10 protein-coding genes are annotated in these 15833 nt (G+C 48.3%); 4 read left to right on the top strand and 6 right to left on the bottom strand.

From position 1 onward, the window contains the following. The first annotated feature begins 560 nt into the window (after positions 1-560). Positions 561-3644: an EAL domain-containing protein gene (locus tag NG833_RS10615; RefSeq protein ID WP_254565260.1), complete on the top strand. Its 3084-nt coding sequence runs from the start codon at positions 561-563 to the stop codon at positions 3642-3644. Positions 3645-3875: 231 nt separating this feature from the next. Here NG833_RS10615 and NG833_RS10610 read toward each other — a convergent pair whose 3' ends face one another. Both NG833_RS10610 and NG833_RS10605 read right to left on the bottom strand, forming a co-directional pair. Continuing rightward, positions 3876-5207, bottom strand: coding sequence for a hybrid sensor histidine kinase/response regulator (locus NG833_RS10610; protein ID WP_254565262.1), 1332 nt, complete (start codon positions 5205-5207; stop codon positions 3876-3878). 406 nt (positions 5208-5613) lie between these two features. Continuing rightward, positions 5614-7668 carry a serine/threonine-protein kinase gene (locus NG833_RS10605; RefSeq protein WP_254565259.1) on the bottom strand — a complete coding sequence of 685 codons (2055 nt, stop codon included), beginning with the start codon at positions 7666-7668 and terminating at the stop codon, positions 5614-5616. 319 nt (positions 7669-7987) lie between these two features. Here NG833_RS10605 and NG833_RS10600 point away from each other — a divergent pair, with 319 nt between their 5' ends. Then, entirely contained in the window at positions 7988-8173 is a 186-nt protein-coding gene (locus tag NG833_RS10600) for a hypothetical protein (protein WP_254565258.1), read from the top strand. Positions 8174-8329: 156 nt separating this feature from the next. On the opposite strand, the gene NG833_RS10595 is transcribed toward NG833_RS10600, so the two are convergent. Continuing rightward, complete coding sequence (locus NG833_RS10595; protein ID WP_256555905.1) at positions 8330-8776, bottom strand: late competence development ComFB family protein; 447 nt, start codon at positions 8774-8776, stop codon at positions 8330-8332. Between the two features lie 640 nt (positions 8777-9416). Here NG833_RS10595 and NG833_RS10590 point away from each other — a divergent pair. Continuing rightward, positions 9417-9911 (top strand): DUF3172 domain-containing protein, encoded by a 495-nt coding sequence (locus NG833_RS10590; RefSeq protein ID WP_254565256.1) that lies wholly within the window; start codon positions 9417-9419, stop codon positions 9909-9911. Positions 9912-10347: 436 nt separating this feature from the next. Then, entirely contained in the window at positions 10348-12054 is a 1707-nt protein-coding gene (locus NG833_RS10585; RefSeq protein ID WP_254565261.1) for a SulP family inorganic anion transporter, read from the top strand. Positions 12055-12207: 153 nt separating this feature from the next. Here NG833_RS10585 and NG833_RS10580 read toward each other — a convergent pair whose 3' ends face one another. The 3 genes from NG833_RS10580 to NG833_RS10570 all read right to left on the bottom strand — a co-directional run bounded on the left by NG833_RS10580 (position 12208) and on the right by NG833_RS10570 (position 15671). Next, positions 12208-13725, bottom strand: coding sequence for an AMIN domain-containing protein (locus tag NG833_RS10580; RefSeq protein WP_254565255.1), 1518 nt, complete (start codon positions 13723-13725; stop codon positions 12208-12210). Between the two features lie 208 nt (positions 13726-13933). Beyond that, entirely contained in the window at positions 13934-14164 is a 231-nt protein-coding gene (locus NG833_RS10575) for a lipopolysaccharide assembly protein LapA domain-containing protein (RefSeq protein ID WP_254565254.1), read from the bottom strand. Positions 14165-14231: 67 nt separating this feature from the next. Next, on the bottom strand, positions 14232-15671 hold the full coding sequence (locus NG833_RS10570) for a phosphoglucomutase/phosphomannomutase family protein (protein ID WP_254565253.1): 1440 nt from the start codon (positions 15669-15671) through the stop codon (positions 14232-14234). Positions 15672-15833: the final 162 nt, after the last annotated feature.

Below are 15833 nucleotides of genomic sequence, written 5' to 3'. Positions count from 1 at the left end.
GTTCGTTCGTAGATCAACAAAGTAGCCCCGTCAATGTAGGGGCGCAATGCTTGCGCCCTCCGGAGGGCGCAAGCATTTACTCCGACACATAGCTTCCTTTCAGTTGAAAGTTTGGAGGATTTATATTTTGCAATCCCCTAACTCGATTTGATTTTATAACAGAAAAATGGGAATTTTTAGCCGAGAATGTTCTGGCCTAAATTGCCCGTTCTATTAACCCTTTATGGGTGAGCGATTACGCCCAATATTATTTACATCAAGTCATGGGTTTGCTCCAGCATAACTTTAATCAAAGGGGTGACCTTGACCCGTGGTTTTTAGGAAAACATAAAAAAAATATAAAAACTGCAAAATAGACTACAGAAATGCGGATACCTGGATCCGTTAAAGTCTACAACAGGAGAGGGGTGACCGCCGCTTTTTGAAGTTAGAGTAAATTTAGTCTGAAAAATAAGGATAATTAGAGAATGCTGACTCAATATAGAGGCGGGCAACTAGACATGATACCTCGATATTCCAAACCCCCTACAACCTTCAGTAAGATATCATCCCTGCAATCTGTGTCTCAGGGAATGAGTATTGCCGTGACCCTGATTGGTTTGATTGTTCTGTTGGGTTGGATTTTCAATATTCCCGTCCTCAAAAGTGTTTGGCCTGGGCTCGTGACGATGAAAGCCAATACCGCCATTAGTTTTATTCTATGTGGCCTTTCTCTGTGGCAATTAGGACGTAAAAAAAAATACCAATACAGAAACAAATTACCGCAGCGCAAGTGGCTAAAAACCCTGAATAAGAGGAGTATAGGCATTCTGAAACCTCTGGCTCATCTGGCGGCATTAATCCTGCCCACTTTATCCTACTTAAGCATTCTAATGGGAGTGCTGACCCTCCTCCAATATATCTTAAATGTCAATTTTGGCATTGATCAATGGCTCTTTCAAGAAAGAGCAAATGCCGTGGGGACTTCCATGCCGGGGCGGATGGCTCCTAATACAGCTTTTAATTTTGTATTGCTGGGTTTTGCTCTGGTTTTTTGCCAACAAAAACGCTATCGGATTGCCCAGTATTTGAGTGTGTTCGCTTGGGCGATCGCCTTTTTAGGATTACTCGGTTATCTGTATGGGATTTCGGCCTTTTATGGTCTCGGACGCAGTACCGAAATGGCATTGCATACGAGTATAGGCTTTATCTTACTTTCCGTGGGAATTCTGTTAGCAAATCCGGACCGGGGACCTGTTGCCTTATTGACCAGCGATCGCACCTTGCGCCTCCTCCTGCAACCCCAGGCGATCGCCGCCTTAGTTCTTCCTCCTTTATTCGGGGGATTAATTCTCCAAGGTACGCAATTGAATCTCTACGATCGCGGGGTGGGGATTGCCTTGTTAAGCGTATTTAATACCATCTTGTTAGCGATTGCGATCGGGTGGAATGCCCATACCCTCAGCATCATGGATGCCAGACGGGAACAAGCCGAACGAGAACGATACCTGAGTGCGATCGCCGCTGCACGCAGTGAAGAACTCCAACAAACCTTGATTGAACTCCAACAGGCTCAAGCTGAACAAAAGCAAGCCGAACAAAAATATCGCAGCATCTTTGAAAATGCCGTAGAAGGAATTTTTCAAAGTACCCTCAACGGACGTTACATCACCGCTAATCCCATGTTAGCCCAAATCTATGGCTATGATGGTCCGGAAGAACTAATCGCCACCATCAATAATATTGAATCTCAAGTTTATGTAGAGAAAAATCGTCGCACCCAATTCGTCCATCTTCTCCAAAAAAGTGATGCCTTTTGGAACTTTGAATCTCAGGTTTATCGTAAAGATGGGAGCATCATCTGGATTTCAGAAAATGCCCGGGTTATTCGCAACCCGCAGGGCAAAATTATTGGCTACGAAGGCACAGTAGAGGATATCACCCAACGCAAACAAGCCGAAGAACAGTTGGAAAAATCTCTGTCTTTATTACAGGCGACCCTTGAATCTACAGCCGATGGAATTTTTGCGATCGACCAGGATGGTCAAATCACCAGCTATAACCAGAAATTCATTGATCTATTGCAAATTTCCCAGTCATGGCTGGAAAAAGCAACCTTTAAGCAAGGGCTGAAAATTTTATTGCCTCAGTTAAAACAGCCCCAAGACTGCCTCTGTCAAATTAGAAAATGGCGGGATTCTCCGAATCTGGAATTTTGGGATACCCTGGAATTTAAAGAAGGGAGAATTTTAGAGTGTTATTCTCGCCCGCAGAGGGTTGGGGATTGTACCGTGGGACGAGTTTTTAGCTTTCGGGATATCACCGATGCCACTCGCGCTGAACAGCACATTCGCTATCAAGCTTTTCACGATTCTCTCACGGATTTACCCAACCGAAATTTATTAAATGAGTGCTTAAAGGAGGTGTTGAAACAGGCCCAAAATACGGGCAGTCCAGTGGCGGTGATGTTCCTGGATTTGGATCGGTTTAAGACCATTAATGATACCCTCGGTCATGCGATCGGAGATAAATTATTACAAGGGGTAGCCGCGAGACTAAAAGCCACCCTGGGAGACCAGAATATCATCGCCCGATGGGGGGGAGATGAATTTACCATCATTCTTCCCCAAATTTCTTCTGGGGTCGCCGCCACCCAGATTGCCGAAGAGATTATCCAAACCTTAAAGCCAGCTTTTTCCATCGAAAATCACCCCCTTCATATCAGTACCAGTATTGGGATTGCCCTCTATCCCCACGATGGAGAGGATGGAGAAACCCTCATCAAACACGCAGATTCTGCCCTATACCGGGCCAAGGAAAAAGGCCGAAATACTTATGAAGTTTATACCCCTTCATTCGATGTTTTGGCCAGTGAGTTATTAGACTTAGAAAACAGACTACACCGGGCATTAGAACGGAGCGAATTTATGCTCACCTATCAGCCCAAGGTGAATATTAAAACCGGAGAAATTAAGGGGATGGAGGCATTAATCCGCTGGAACCATCCGGAATTGGGCTTAGTCTCCCCCGCAAAATTTATTCCCATTGCCGAAGAAACGGGGTTAATTATGCCCATTGGAGAATGGGTTTTGAAGACAGCTTGCTGTCAAAATCAAGCCTGGATTGAATCGGGGTTATCCGCGATACCTGTAGCTGTAAACCTCTCTGTTAGGCAATTCCAACAACCGAATTTAGTCCAAAAAATTGCTCAAATTTTGGAGGAAACCGGCTTAAAAGCCGAGTATTTAACCCTGGAAATTACGGAAACTGCCGCCATGCTGGATGTGGACTTTACCCGCAAGTTGTTACGGGAGTTAGAACAGATGGGGGTGAATATTGCCCTGGATGATTTTGGGACGGGATATTCTTCTTTGAGTTATCTCAAACAGTTTCCCCTCCATACGTTAAAAATAGACCGTTCGTTTGTGAAGGATTTGACTGAAGAACCGGCAGATATTGCGATCGCCCGGGCGGTGATTGCCTTGGGACATGGGTTGGATTTAAACGTGGTGGCCGAAGGGGTGGAAACCTTAGAACAAGTCGATTGCCTACGAATGCTAGACTGTGAAGAAATTCAAGGCTATTTCTTCAGTCGTCCCTTATCCTCGGAAGATGCCACCCAACTGTTACAGCGAATCCACTTACAGCAAGAGGTTCCGATTTAATGGGGTGAATTGGGGTGGGGTTCTCAGTCGGATGATGCCTGGTGAGGAAGGCGGATAGAGTGCGATCGCCCTGACCCGGAGGCGATCGGACGAACGGCATAAATCTTGGGAATATCTGCAACCCATCTTGGAGGGGGTCTGACCCATTTAGAGTCTGTCTTCAAGCAACTCTTGATTCACGGCACGGGGAACGGTTGAGATCGCCTGCTTTTGAATTGCAAACCCACTTGATCAGCAGGCGATCGCCTCCGGGTCATCCAGGGGAATCTGGATTTCAAATACAGTTCCCACCCCTAATTCAGAATAGCAGGTCAAATTGCCATTGTGAGCTTCTTTAACAATTTGAAGGGAAATAGATAGCCCTAACCCTGTCCCTTTTCCCACAGGTTTGGTGGTAAATAAGTAATCAAAAATTTGGGATTTCACTTCCGGAGTCATTCCCTGACCATTATCGGCAATCTGAATCACAATCTGTTGACCATCGGCGCTGAGTTGGGTATTAATTGTAATTTGCGGCGCTAAATCGGGAGACAAAACAGCATTTCCCAGGCCCTCTTCTAAGGCATCAATGGCATTGGCAATAATATTCATAAACACTTGATTAAGCTGGCCGAGATAGCAGCGAATTCGAGGAATTTCCCCATAGTTTTTAACCACTTTTATCTCTCGGCGGTTCGGAGTGGCTTTGAGGCGATGCTGTAAAATCATTAAGGTGCTATCGAGTCCGTCATGAATATCCGCCAAGACTTTCACACTGGTATCAGAACGGCAAAAGGTTCCCAGGGAAGTGCTGAGGTTAGAAATGCGATCGGTTCCCACTTTCATGGAAGCCAGCATTTTGGGTAAATCTTTTAACAAATACTCAATATCAATTTCTACGCCTTTGCGTTGAATTTCTTCTCCGGTATCCGGAAATTTAGCTCGATACAGTTCCAAATATTCAATTAAATGATCAACCCCTTCGGTCGCGATATCAATATTTCCGGCAATAAACCCCAAGGGATTTTTAATTTCATGGGCGACTCCCGCCACTAATTGGCCGATGGAAGAGAGTTTTTCACCCCGGACCAATTGGAGTTGAGCCTTTTGGAGTTCGGCCAAAATTTGAGAGAGTTCGGCAGTTCTTTCTTCCACTCGTTGTTCAAGGGATTGTTTTTCGTGGATTAATTCTCGGGTTAATCGACACAATTTAATATGAATTTTAATTCGAGCTAATATTTCATCTTTATAAAAAGGTTTTGTAATATAATCAACCGCTCCTATTCCTAAACCTTTGGCCTTTTCTAAATCATCAGAAATGCCGGTCATGAAAATAATCGGAATATCATGGGTTTCGGGAGCAGATTGTAGGATGTTGCAAGTTTGGAAGCCATCCAGTTCGGGCATGATGATATCCAGTAAAATCAAATCAACCGGATGACTTTTGGCGAGTTCAATTCCTTTTGCACCTTGTTTTGTCAAGAGGACCTCATAGCCCACTTCGGTCAAAAGATCGGATAACAATTCTAGGTTAGTGGAGGAATCGTCAATTACTAACACTAACCCTATTTCCTCAGTGGTCATCATGCTCGCCTACCTCTCTATTCAAATCGATTTGGGGTTGAGACTCAAGACTCAAGATAAAAACAATATAAACTGAACAATAGGGTTTTACCTGCCTAAAACCGGGATGCACTCAATGGATCCGGACGGTGTTTTATCGATTGTATAGGATTTTGGGACCGGAGGCTGTGATTTGTAACCCGGCGATCGCCGAGTGCAGTGGTCCAGGATGCCGGGACCGGATTGGATGCCAAGGAGCAGAAACCAGGTTTCTAATCCCTAGGATACCGGCGTCCTAGGACCTGAAACTGGGTTGGTACCTGTGATTAGGGAGTAAAACCGGAGAAAAAACGCGACTGGGGTTTGTTCGGTACACCCAATCGCGTTGTTTAAAAATTCAAACGGGAAGCGACGCCCTGAAATTTGACTACGGATTGACTTTCCACAGTTTGATGGTGTCATCAAAGCTGCCGCTGACTAGGGTTTTGCCGCTTTTGCTAAAGGCGACCCCCACCCAATCAGAATGTCCCTTGAGGGTTCCGACTTGGGAACCTGTGTCCATTTTCCATAGCTTAATCGTGCCACCGAGGTCTCCCGAGGCGAGAGTTTGGCCATCGGGGTTAAAGGCGACGGAGTGAACCTGTTCGGAATGACCCTTGAGGGTCCGGACGGGGAGGCCACTGCTGAAATCCCAGAGTTTGATGGTTTTATCCCAACTTCCCGAGGCGATGGTATTGCCATCGGGACTGAAGGCGACGGACCAGACGGCATCGGAATGTCCCAACAGGGTGCGGATCAGTTTGCCGGTTTGCCAGTTCCAGAGTTTGACGGTGCCATCGGTACTGCCGGAGGCGAGGGTTTGACCATCGGCACTGAAGGCGACGGATTGGACCTCTTGGGAATGACCGATGAAGCTGCGAACTTCGGAACCGGCGAGTCCGGAATAGTTGTTGGCATGGAGTCGCCAAACTTTGATGCTCTTGTCGAAGCTGCCGGAGGCGAGACTTTGACTATCGGGACTGAAGGCGACGGAGAAGACTCCGGCTTTGTGGCCCTTGAGGGTGCCGAGCAGTTCCCCGGTTTTGAGGTCCCAAAGTTTGATGGTTTTATCGGCACTGCCGGAGGCGAGGAACTGGCCATTGGGACTAATGGCTAGGGTCCATACCGGGTCGGAATGACCGCTGAGAATGCGGAGGGGAACGCGAACGTTATTGGTGCTCACGTGCCAGAGTTGAATGGTGCCATCGGTGCTGCCGGAGGCGATCGTGCTGCCATCGGGACTGACGGCGACGGACCAGACGGGTCCCGAGGCGATCGCCAAGGTCCGCATCGGTTCGACTTTAGACACCGAATAGCTAGACTCTTCGCGCAATGCCGGGAGTTTGTAAGACAACTCCGGATGTTTGACCCGGTACATCATCTGAGGCGGTGGCGGTGGCGGTGCGAGTTCCACGGGTTTCTGCTGGAAACTGACCGGGACCGGCGTGGGAGTCCGATAGCCGAGGGTCATGGACAAGACGGCGATCGCTGCTCCCCCCACCAAGGTAGCCACCCGTTTGTTGGGGGGGGGTAATACCGCTTCTAAGTTGGGCGCATTTAGGGCTTTGAGGGCTTCAGCACAGGAGGAATAGCGCTGTTTGATATCCCGTTGCACCAGGGTATCGAGAACGCGGCTTAACTGCAAACTGACGGGTTGAGTGAGATATTCAGACCAGACCCAACTTTCCGTTTTAATGCTGTACAAATCAAAGGGCGGCAGTCCGGTTAACAGATGCAAGCAGGTGACACCGAGACTGTACAGGTCGCTTCCGGGAACCGCTTGGCCTTTGGTTTGTTCGGGGGCGGCATATTCTGCGGACCCCAGGGCCTTGGTGGAGGCGATCGCACTCATCCCAGTCGGATGTTCGATGGTCCCAAAATCAACCAGAATAATTTTGCCATCCCTGCGGCGACGAATCAGGTTCTCGGGTTTAATATCCCGATGAATCAACAAACTGTTGTGAACAAATTTCAACACCGGCAGAACGTCGGTGAGAATTTGACGAATTTTTTTCTCATTAAAGGGGCCACTTTCAGCGAGTTCAGCGGCTAAATTTTGGCCTTCCACATATTCTTGGATTAAATAGTGACTGCCATTATCTTCAAAAGAAGCATAGAGTTCGGGAATCAGCGGATGCTGGGTCAATTCATCCAAAAGCATGAGTTCTGAGGTCAATGCTTTTGGGGATCCAGGAGTAGCCCCTCGGAATTGGGCGATCGCCTGGTCGGTTTTTCCGGAGAAAAACTGTTTAATCGCGCAACGAGGTTTCGAGGGTTTATCTTCATCGATCGCCAAGAAGGTGCGGCCATATTTTCCCTGACCCAGGAGTTCCAAGCAGCGGTACCGGCTTTTTAAAAGCAGCGGTTGCCCACAACTAGAACAATGGTCAGCGTAATGGGTATTGTCTGAATTTTGGCAATCGGGATTGATGCAGTGAGTCATAATTCGCAAGCCCTTAGCACATTTAATCTATAATAAATCTTCCCAAGCATAACCTGCGTTTCCGGTGTCCGCCCGGGGTCGAATTAAATCCCGGGATCTGGGGAGTCAGTCCCTAGATGACGGTTTTAATCCATAAGTCATGCACCCTGGGCGCGATTTCACCCCACTCTCTCCACAAAGGATTTTCGGTGGTCTGTTTTCTTGGATTTGGAGGGCGAGCGCGATCGACGAGGGAATACCTTCGCCCTTTGCTAATACCCCATCCGGAATATCCCGTTACTTTATGCTCTCTCATTAGGGTGACTTTTCTTGAGAAGCAATGCCTGCTTTGAGCATCGGCACAGTTTTAGATTCCAGGGACAACCCAACAGGTTTCTTCAAAAAATCTCTGCTTGAGAAGCAACAAATCGGTTGCAGAAACCCGGTTGTCTTCCCTTTACTGGGCGCTCTAGGACATCGTTACCGGATTGAGATGCAAAAACAAGAGGTGGCTCTATTTTCTTAAGAAATGTTGCACGATCGACCGCTTAACCTGAATCTTTGATTGCGGTGTCACAACCTCTTTATAAGTCCAGACGAACTTCTGGCATTCCCGGTTGCATCAGGTTTCTATCTTCAACAGGACAGTCCACTATGCCACCCCAATCCAAAGATGATGGAGTTATTGCATCGGCATCCCATGCTGTTCAACCCACTTGGAGCGAGCGTAAATTGCCAGTTCATCCCACTGGCAGGATTCCTGACTTTCTCCCTGACTCGGTTTGGATTTGTTGTCTTTACTGCGGTAGTTCGAGGACTTGAGAAGATCGCAAAATTCTTGGGGTGGAGTTTTCAACACCTTGGGTAGAATAGCGTGGATACCTTCATGAATTAACCCTTCCAGATGGAACTGTTCTGAGGACCCTAAGCACAATCGGATCTCAGGGCGCTCCTCCCCGGTGACGACATACAAACTAGGGACTCGATTTAAAATGTACGCAACCAGTTCTAACTGAAAATCCGAGCAGTCAAGAACGTTTTTATAGAGAGAGTAAGGATGAGTTTTTAGAACGTAATCAACTCGCTCAGATACCAATTTTAGTGTTAAATTTACAAGATGTTTTTCCATAATCAAACCCGTCAATTCATAAATTGACAACCTGTGATGTTTTTGCTTAAAATTTTTACAAAAGTTGACCGATATCCGAAGAATTTCAGCCCGCATATCGCCCAACTTACGAACTTTTATCGAAGTTCATAAGTCTTCCAGCCTTTCCCGGCCAAGACTTCCACAGATAAGCTGTTTTGCAGATGACGGTGAAATCTTTGAGGTAGCCAATCAACTCGCTTAAGTCTATTGTGACATTACTTATGTTTAATTTACCGTTAAAATTTGTAAAAATAAAATAAAAATTTAGCATTCATCCGATTTTTCGGTCAAACCTTAATATTTTTTTAAGAGACTCATAATTAGCCCTCGGCTTTTCAAATTTTACCATTTGTTGACCTGCGTAAAAAAAATGCAGCAAATACAGCCGGTTGGGAGTGGGGGTTCGTGGGGAAGGGGAGGAAGAGGGTGTTTGTGGGGTGTTGGCCCTTGATGTCGGGTCCCCGGGGGGTGGGATTCCCGGATGGAAATGGGGAGAAGGGAGGAATGTTCGGGCGATCGCACCGTTGAGGAACAGCCATCTCGCAGTCAGATTCGGCATACTAATAGATAGAGATCCTCCCACCCATCCCAAACCAACGTCTTAAACCCACCCAAGACCATGTATCGAAAACCAAAAGCCTCATCCCCCTTTAACTACACCTCCCTGGCGATTTTAGCTGGGGTATTCGTGTTGGGAATCGGGATTGGTATTGCTTTTAGCTCTACCGCCAACTTCAGTCCAGAAAACGTAGCGTCCCGGGAAGTCATCGATCGCAGCGCCCCTAACCCGGAACTCTGCATTCAATATGGAGCCAGTGCGATGGTGATGGATACTCGCATCTTCGTCACCCTTAATCCCTTCAATGTCTATATCTCCCAGCCCAAAATGCAGCCGGGGTGCGTACTGCGGACCAATACCTGGAATATTCTAGAACAACGCAAACTGGTCACTAACGATCAGGTTCGTGACTGTAAAAATCGCATGAATACCTTTGGATTCACCGGCGCATTGGAAAATACCCCAGACATTAGTTGCATTTACCAGAATGACGCGGCGGGAAATCTGTTTTTCCAGGGTTCTGGAGGCAGACCCCCAGAAACCGAACGCTTTTAGGGCGATCGCACTGGGGTAACCCTTTGAATATTGCTGCCGATCAGGACGCGGATTACCCTCCGCGTCCTTTTGCATTTTCAGGGTTCCTCATCCACCCCCTGGGATTCCCCACAATGGGTCCAGATTCAGGATTGATGACCGTTATAAATACTTACCATTGATAATTCTTTATAGTAAACCTAGGATAGAACCAATCCACTGCAAAATTGATAGGAGATCAGGGGGTAAAGGTCGCGAACCGTTGATCCCCAACCCTCTGCTGGTCAAGGTCTGGCAGCTTTTTTTTTGCATGAGATTTAGGGTCATTGTAATCATACCTATCAAAAACTTTGATTTTTATGCGCCCAACCCCTTGCTAAGAATTCCGGTTCCTATATGATTAGAAGATCCAATTTATTGAAAGGGCGGCTCAATAGCTCTAATTTATAGCCAAATGATGAGTATATTTAATGAGATCCATTTTAGAAACCTGCGCGGGGATCTATTTGGCGGTCTAACGGCGGCGATCGTGACCCTGCCGATGGCCCTGGCATTCGGGGTCGCCTCCGGTGCCGGACCCATAGCGGGTCTTTATGGAGCCGTTTGCGTGGGCTTGTTTGCATCGTTGTTTGGGGGAACTCCGGCCCTGATGTCCGAACCCACCGGACCGATGACCGTGGTCATGACGACGATCATTGCCTCCCTGGTTGCCAAAAATCCGGAGAACGGATTGGCGATGGCCTTTACTGTCGTCATGCTGGCCGGACTTTTTCAAATTCTCTTCGGTACCTTTCGCTTGGGTAAATACATTACCCTGATGCCCTACACCGTCATTTCCGGCTTTATGTCGGGAATTGGCTTGATTCTGATTGTGCTGCAAATCGGACCTTTTTTAGGTCATGTTAGCAAAGGAGGAGTGCTCGGAACCCTTCGGAATCTGCCAATGTTTGTGACGAATATTGACGTCCCCGAAGCGATTTTAGCCTTTTTGACCTTAGGGATTCTGTTCTTCATGCCATCCAAATTTAAGCGGATCGTACCCCCGCAATTGGTGGCATTAATTGTTGGAACTGTCGCTGCCCTGGTATTTTTCTCCAATGCGGATATTCGGACGATTGGCGTTATTCCAATGGGACTGCCGCAATTAAATATGCCGGTGTTTACCGTCACGGAATTCCGGGAAATGCTGATTGATGGCATTGTCTTGGGGATGCTTGGTTGTATCGACTCCCTGCTGACTTCTGTGATTGCCGATAGTTTGACTCGCACTCACCATAACTCGGATAAAGAATTAATCGGACAAGGGATTGGTAATATCGTTTCGGGAATCTTTGGAGGACTACCCGGTGCCGGTGCGACGATGGGAACGGTGGTGAATATCCAAACCGGAGGCAGAACTGCATTGTCGGGTTTAACCCGTGCAGGGATTTTGCTGGTGGTGATTTTGTGGGCAGCGGGTCTGACGGAAAATATTCCGATGGCGGTGTTGGCCGCGATCGCCCTCAAGGTGGGGGTTGATATTATCGATTGGGGTTTCCTCAAACGTGCTCACCGCGTTTCGGTGAAAGCAGCGTTAATTATGTACGGGGTGATTGCGCTGACGGTGTTTGTGGATTTAATCGTCGCCGTGGGCGTCGGGGTATTTATTGCCAATCTCTTGACCATCCAACGTCTGAGTGATATTCATGCCCAGGATGTCAAGGCCATTACCGATGATGATGATGAAATCCTCTTAACCGATGAAGAGAAGCTGTTGCTGCAAGAAGGAAATGGCCGGATTCTGCTGTTCCATATTAGCGGACCGATGATTTTTGGAGTCTCGAAGGCGATCTCCCGGGAACAGTCGGCAGTGGATAATTTTGAAGTGCTGATTTTAGACCTGGGTGACGTGCCCATGTTAGGGGTGACTTCTTCCCTGGCGATCGAAAATGTGATTAAAGATGCCCTAGAGAAAGGTCGTCAAGTCTTTATTGTCGGTGCTGCGGGTCCGATTAAACGTCGGTTAGACCGATTTGGGATTGTGCAACTGTTACCCCCTCACCACATCACGGAGACTCGCATCGAGGCACTCCAGCAAGCGGTTACGTTGATTTCCGTGGAGTCTGACGATGTGAAAGATATTGTAAACCCGACTCAAGAGGGTTTGCGGATGCAATCTTCTTGAATGCAAGACCCGCAAGGGTTTTTAAGAAGAGGGATTGGGTATCAATCTGATTCAGTACCTCAGTTTGATCCGGACAAAGGGGGAGGCGATGCGATCGCCTCCCCCTTTTTTAGGATTTCTCTCCCCACCCCAATCGGGTCCAGGGGGCAATGATTACCGCCAATGTTCGCTTAAACGCACCGGGAGAAGTTGGCCGGGTTCGACAATGGCGGCGATCTCGGAACGCAGCAGGGAGGTGACTGCACCGGCGGCGGCACCGCCTAAGAGAGGACCTCCCGCTAAACCCCCGATGACGGCCCCAGCAACTGCCCCAACTGCGGAGTAGCTGAGGGTTCTTCTCTCGGAAATATCTCGATTGCCGTTGAGGGGTTCGGATTGGGCGATGAAGGGGATGGCACGACCGTTGAGGACAATGGATTGCGTCTGAAAGCGGATTTTGCCCCGATCGCGCTGGAAACTGCCAATGACTGGGGTGCCCACGGGGGCAATCAGTTGGCCGGTGCGATCGTAAATGTCGGAATACACCAGCAGGACTTCTTGTCTGGGGAGGCGATCTTCTAAGGCGATCGCCACGGAACCCGGATAGTTCAGGACTAAAACGGTTCCGGAAGACAGCAACACATCAGAAGGGATATTCGCCGCAACGTCCTCCGGCATGGATGGAGGAGTTTCAGCGCTTACGGGTTCGGAACGAGGTGCGATCGCCCGGTTTGTCGGCAGGGGTTGTCCAAAAGCGAGGATGCCATCGGTCTCCGGATTGAGGGCCGTGGGTGTTTCCATAGCTGGAGAGGGCGGTGGGGATGAAATTTCCGGTTCCCGATTCACCGGAATGGGGGTACTCTGCACGATCGCCTCCTGAACCGAGGCACTTTCTACTGGGGGAACGGTAACTGTGGGGGTGCTATTTACGCCAGTTGAGGTTTCCACCGGCAATTCAAAGTCTAAATCCTCAGTTAATTCCTGCGATCGGGCATCCTCAACGGGGATGTTTAATTCCGAAAGTTGCGGTGGCGGTGGCGGTGGCGGCACATTCAGAATGGGCATTTGCTCCAGTTCTGAGTTGGCGTTAAATTCCGCCGATTCCAGGGTCGGTGACGGTAAGGAAATGCCCGGGGGCTGATTTGCAGCAGAGGGCGGTAACATCGGCAGGGTGCGAAGGTCCGCATTCGTTTCCACATTCGGTGCTGTTGCCGTAACGGGTAGGGACTCTGCCAGTTGCACTGCTGGACGAACCACCCAGCGATTGCTTTGTCCGATCGGGGTGATGGTGACGGGGTTGGAGTCTAGGGTGACTCCCGGTGCAAATTCCATGACAATCCGGGTAACCCCAGATTCCATTTGAGCAATCCGAATTTCCCGGACGATCCCTTGATAATTTTCGGCACTGGATTGTACGGGATTGTCGCTATTGGGGATATCGATGGCAATTCGCAGGGGGTCGGTGAGGATGGAATAGTCTGGGGTGACGCCCTCGGGAACGGTAATTTGCAGTTCGTTGGTATAGGGGTCGAATTCCCAGATTCTCAGTTCCGGCGCGGAGGCGATCGCCGGGATGGAGGAAGTTGAGAGAGGTTCGGAGGCGATCGCCAATCCTGGCCCCTGCATGGAACTACAGAAGCTCGTCGCTAACAGGACTAAGGAAAACCGCCGCGCTAATCTGGCTTTGTGCATGGTTTGTTAAAAATAGGTTAAAGGGATTTTTAGGGAGCTAGGTTGAGACTTGAAATCCAGTGAGAGATCAGTTAAATATAAAAGTTTAAGGGACAGAACAAGGCAGTCAGGTTTTGGGAATTGAGTTAAACTCTTATCCGATTTTGTTCCATTTGTCAAGCGGTTAAATTCACTACATTCTGTTGCAATGGAACCCGAGTATTCAGACTCAGGAAACATTACGGCCCTTACTAAACACAGACAAGGCCATTGCCCCGCCAATCATCCCTAACGCGGTACTGGTTGCTAATACGAGACCTATGGGAAGCTGAATCGAACTAAATCCCAAAAACTGCAAGGAAACCGGGGTGGCATTTTGAACCGACAGCAGGGCAGTCGCCACGACCCAAATTGCGGCGATCGCACTCACTAAGATTGGAATCAGTTTGGTAATTGGCATAATGTTTTCACCTCTTTTACAGCAACAAACGGCAGGGATTTAAACCCCCGCCGTTCCCGGGTGGTTACTACGCAGCAATCGGGGCTAGTTTATCGATTTTGGCCTGCATTTCTTGGCCGACTTTTTGGAGTTTTTCGGGAGAATTGGTTTCCATATAAACCCGAATCAAAGGTTCCGTTCCCGAGGGACGCAACAATATCCAACCGCCATCTTCAAGATAGAGTTTAATCCCATCTTTGCGTCCGACTTCTTTGACCTGAATTCCGGCAACTTCTGTCGGCGGATTTTTCAGATAAGCATCGAGAACCGCTGATTTGTGGGCTTCCGTCAAATGTAAATCCAGACGGTTGTTATAGAGAGGACCGCCAGCTTCGGCAATCACCTCTTCCACCAATTGACTCAGGGGTTTACCGGCGAAGGCAACTGCTTCGGCAACCAACATATCAGCCAGAATGCCATCTTTTTCAGGAATGTGACCCAAGATGCTCAAACCGCCGGATTCTTCTCCGCCGATCAGCACATCCGTTTCCCGCATTTTTTCCCCAACATATTTAAACCCAACAGCGGTTTCATAGAGAGTTAAACCGTATTTTTCCGCCAGGTTATCTAACAGGTGAGTGGTGGCAACCGTGCGGACAATTGCGCCTTTTTTGCCTTTATTTTGGAGCAAATGCTTTGCTAATAAGAGCAAGATGGTATTGGGGGTGAGAACATTGCCTTTTTCATCGACAATTCCGAAGCGATCGGCATCTCCATCGGTTGCCAAACCCAAATCGGCATTATCTTTTTTGACCGCATCCACTAACTCTACCAGCATTTCCCCTTTGGGTTCGGGCATTCCTCCCCCAAACAGGACATCACGCCAAGTGTGGAAGCTTTCAGTTTCGCAACCGCAATGGTCTAAAACGAGGTCTAAATAACCTCGGGATGTGGAATACAATGCATCATATTTGACCTTGAGTTTCGCCTTGCGAATGGTATCTACATCCAGCAAGGTGTAGAGGAATTCCAGATAAGCGGGTTTAGGGTCAAAAATGGAAATTTTATCGGTATTCTTACCCGAGGGCGGTTCATCCGATGCCTTGGCAATATTGGCCACAATGGTATCGGTGATTTCTGGGGTAGCAGGACCCGCATAATCGGGGATATATTTAATGCCACAATAAGGGGCTGGGTTGTGGGAGGCGGTGAACATCAACGCACCGGCAGTATTGAGATGGCGGGCATTATAGGCAATTACCGGAGTCGGACAATCCCGGTCCGTCATCTTGACAGTCCAACCCAAATCTACTAAGACTTCCGCCGCTGTTCGAGAAAATTGGTCGGCCAAAAAGCGGGGGTCATAAGCAATTAAAACGGGCTTATCTTTGCTGTAGGCTGTTTCCAGATAAGCGGCGATCGCCCTCGTCACCTTCCGCACGTTGGCAAAGGTAAAATCTCGGGCGATAATCCCCCGCCATCCATCGGTCCCAAATACGATTTCCTCTGAGGTGCCTGCTGCACTCATGTTTGCTAGTCTCTCTGAACGCACTTCTATTTAGTCAGCATAGCACCTATTAAAAAAACCCTCTTAATGGTTTAAGAGGGTTTTTGTCTTCTTTACAGGGTTATGGTTTCGGGTGCAAAATTCTCATCAGTTCGTTGAATAATAACTCTACTCCCTTGGCAG

Origin of the sequence: Oscillatoria sp. HE19RPO, assembly GCF_024220515.1 — a bacterium.
Lineage (GTDB): Bacteria > Cyanobacteriota > Cyanobacteriia > Cyanobacteriales > Laspinemataceae > Laspinema.
Note: the sequence above shows the minus strand (reverse complement) of the source record. Positions and strands in the feature narration are given on the sequence as shown.

Excerpts from the sequence above, each read along its gene's own strand:
- NG833_RS10610 (WP_254565262.1), bottom strand. The coding sequence starts at position 5,207 with ATGACCACTGAGGAAATAGGGTTAGTGTTAGTAATTGACGATTCCTCC.
- NG833_RS10605 (WP_254565259.1), bottom strand. The coding sequence starts at position 7,668 with ATGACTCACTGCATCAATCCCGATTGCCAAAATTCAGACAATACCCAT.
- NG833_RS10600 (WP_254565258.1), top strand. The coding sequence starts at position 7,988 with ATGCCTGCTTTGAGCATCGGCACAGTTTTAGATTCCAGGGACAACCCA.
- NG833_RS10595 (WP_256555905.1), bottom strand. The coding sequence starts at position 8,776 with ATGGAAAAACATCTTGTAAATTTAACACTAAAATTGGTATCTGAGCGA.
- NG833_RS10590 (WP_254565256.1), top strand. The coding sequence starts at position 9,417 with ATGTATCGAAAACCAAAAGCCTCATCCCCCTTTAACTACACCTCCCTG.
- NG833_RS10585 (WP_254565261.1), top strand. The coding sequence starts at position 10,348 with ATGAGTATATTTAATGAGATCCATTTTAGAAACCTGCGCGGGGATCTA.
- NG833_RS10580 (WP_254565255.1), bottom strand. The coding sequence starts at position 13,725 with ATGCACAAAGCCAGATTAGCGCGGCGGTTTTCCTTAGTCCTGTTAGCG.
- NG833_RS10575 (WP_254565254.1), bottom strand. The coding sequence starts at position 14,164 with ATGCCAATTACCAAACTGATTCCAATCTTAGTGAGTGCGATCGCCGCA.
- NG833_RS10570 (WP_254565253.1), bottom strand. The coding sequence starts at position 15,671 with ATGAGTGCAGCAGGCACCTCAGAGGAAATCGTATTTGGGACCGATGGA.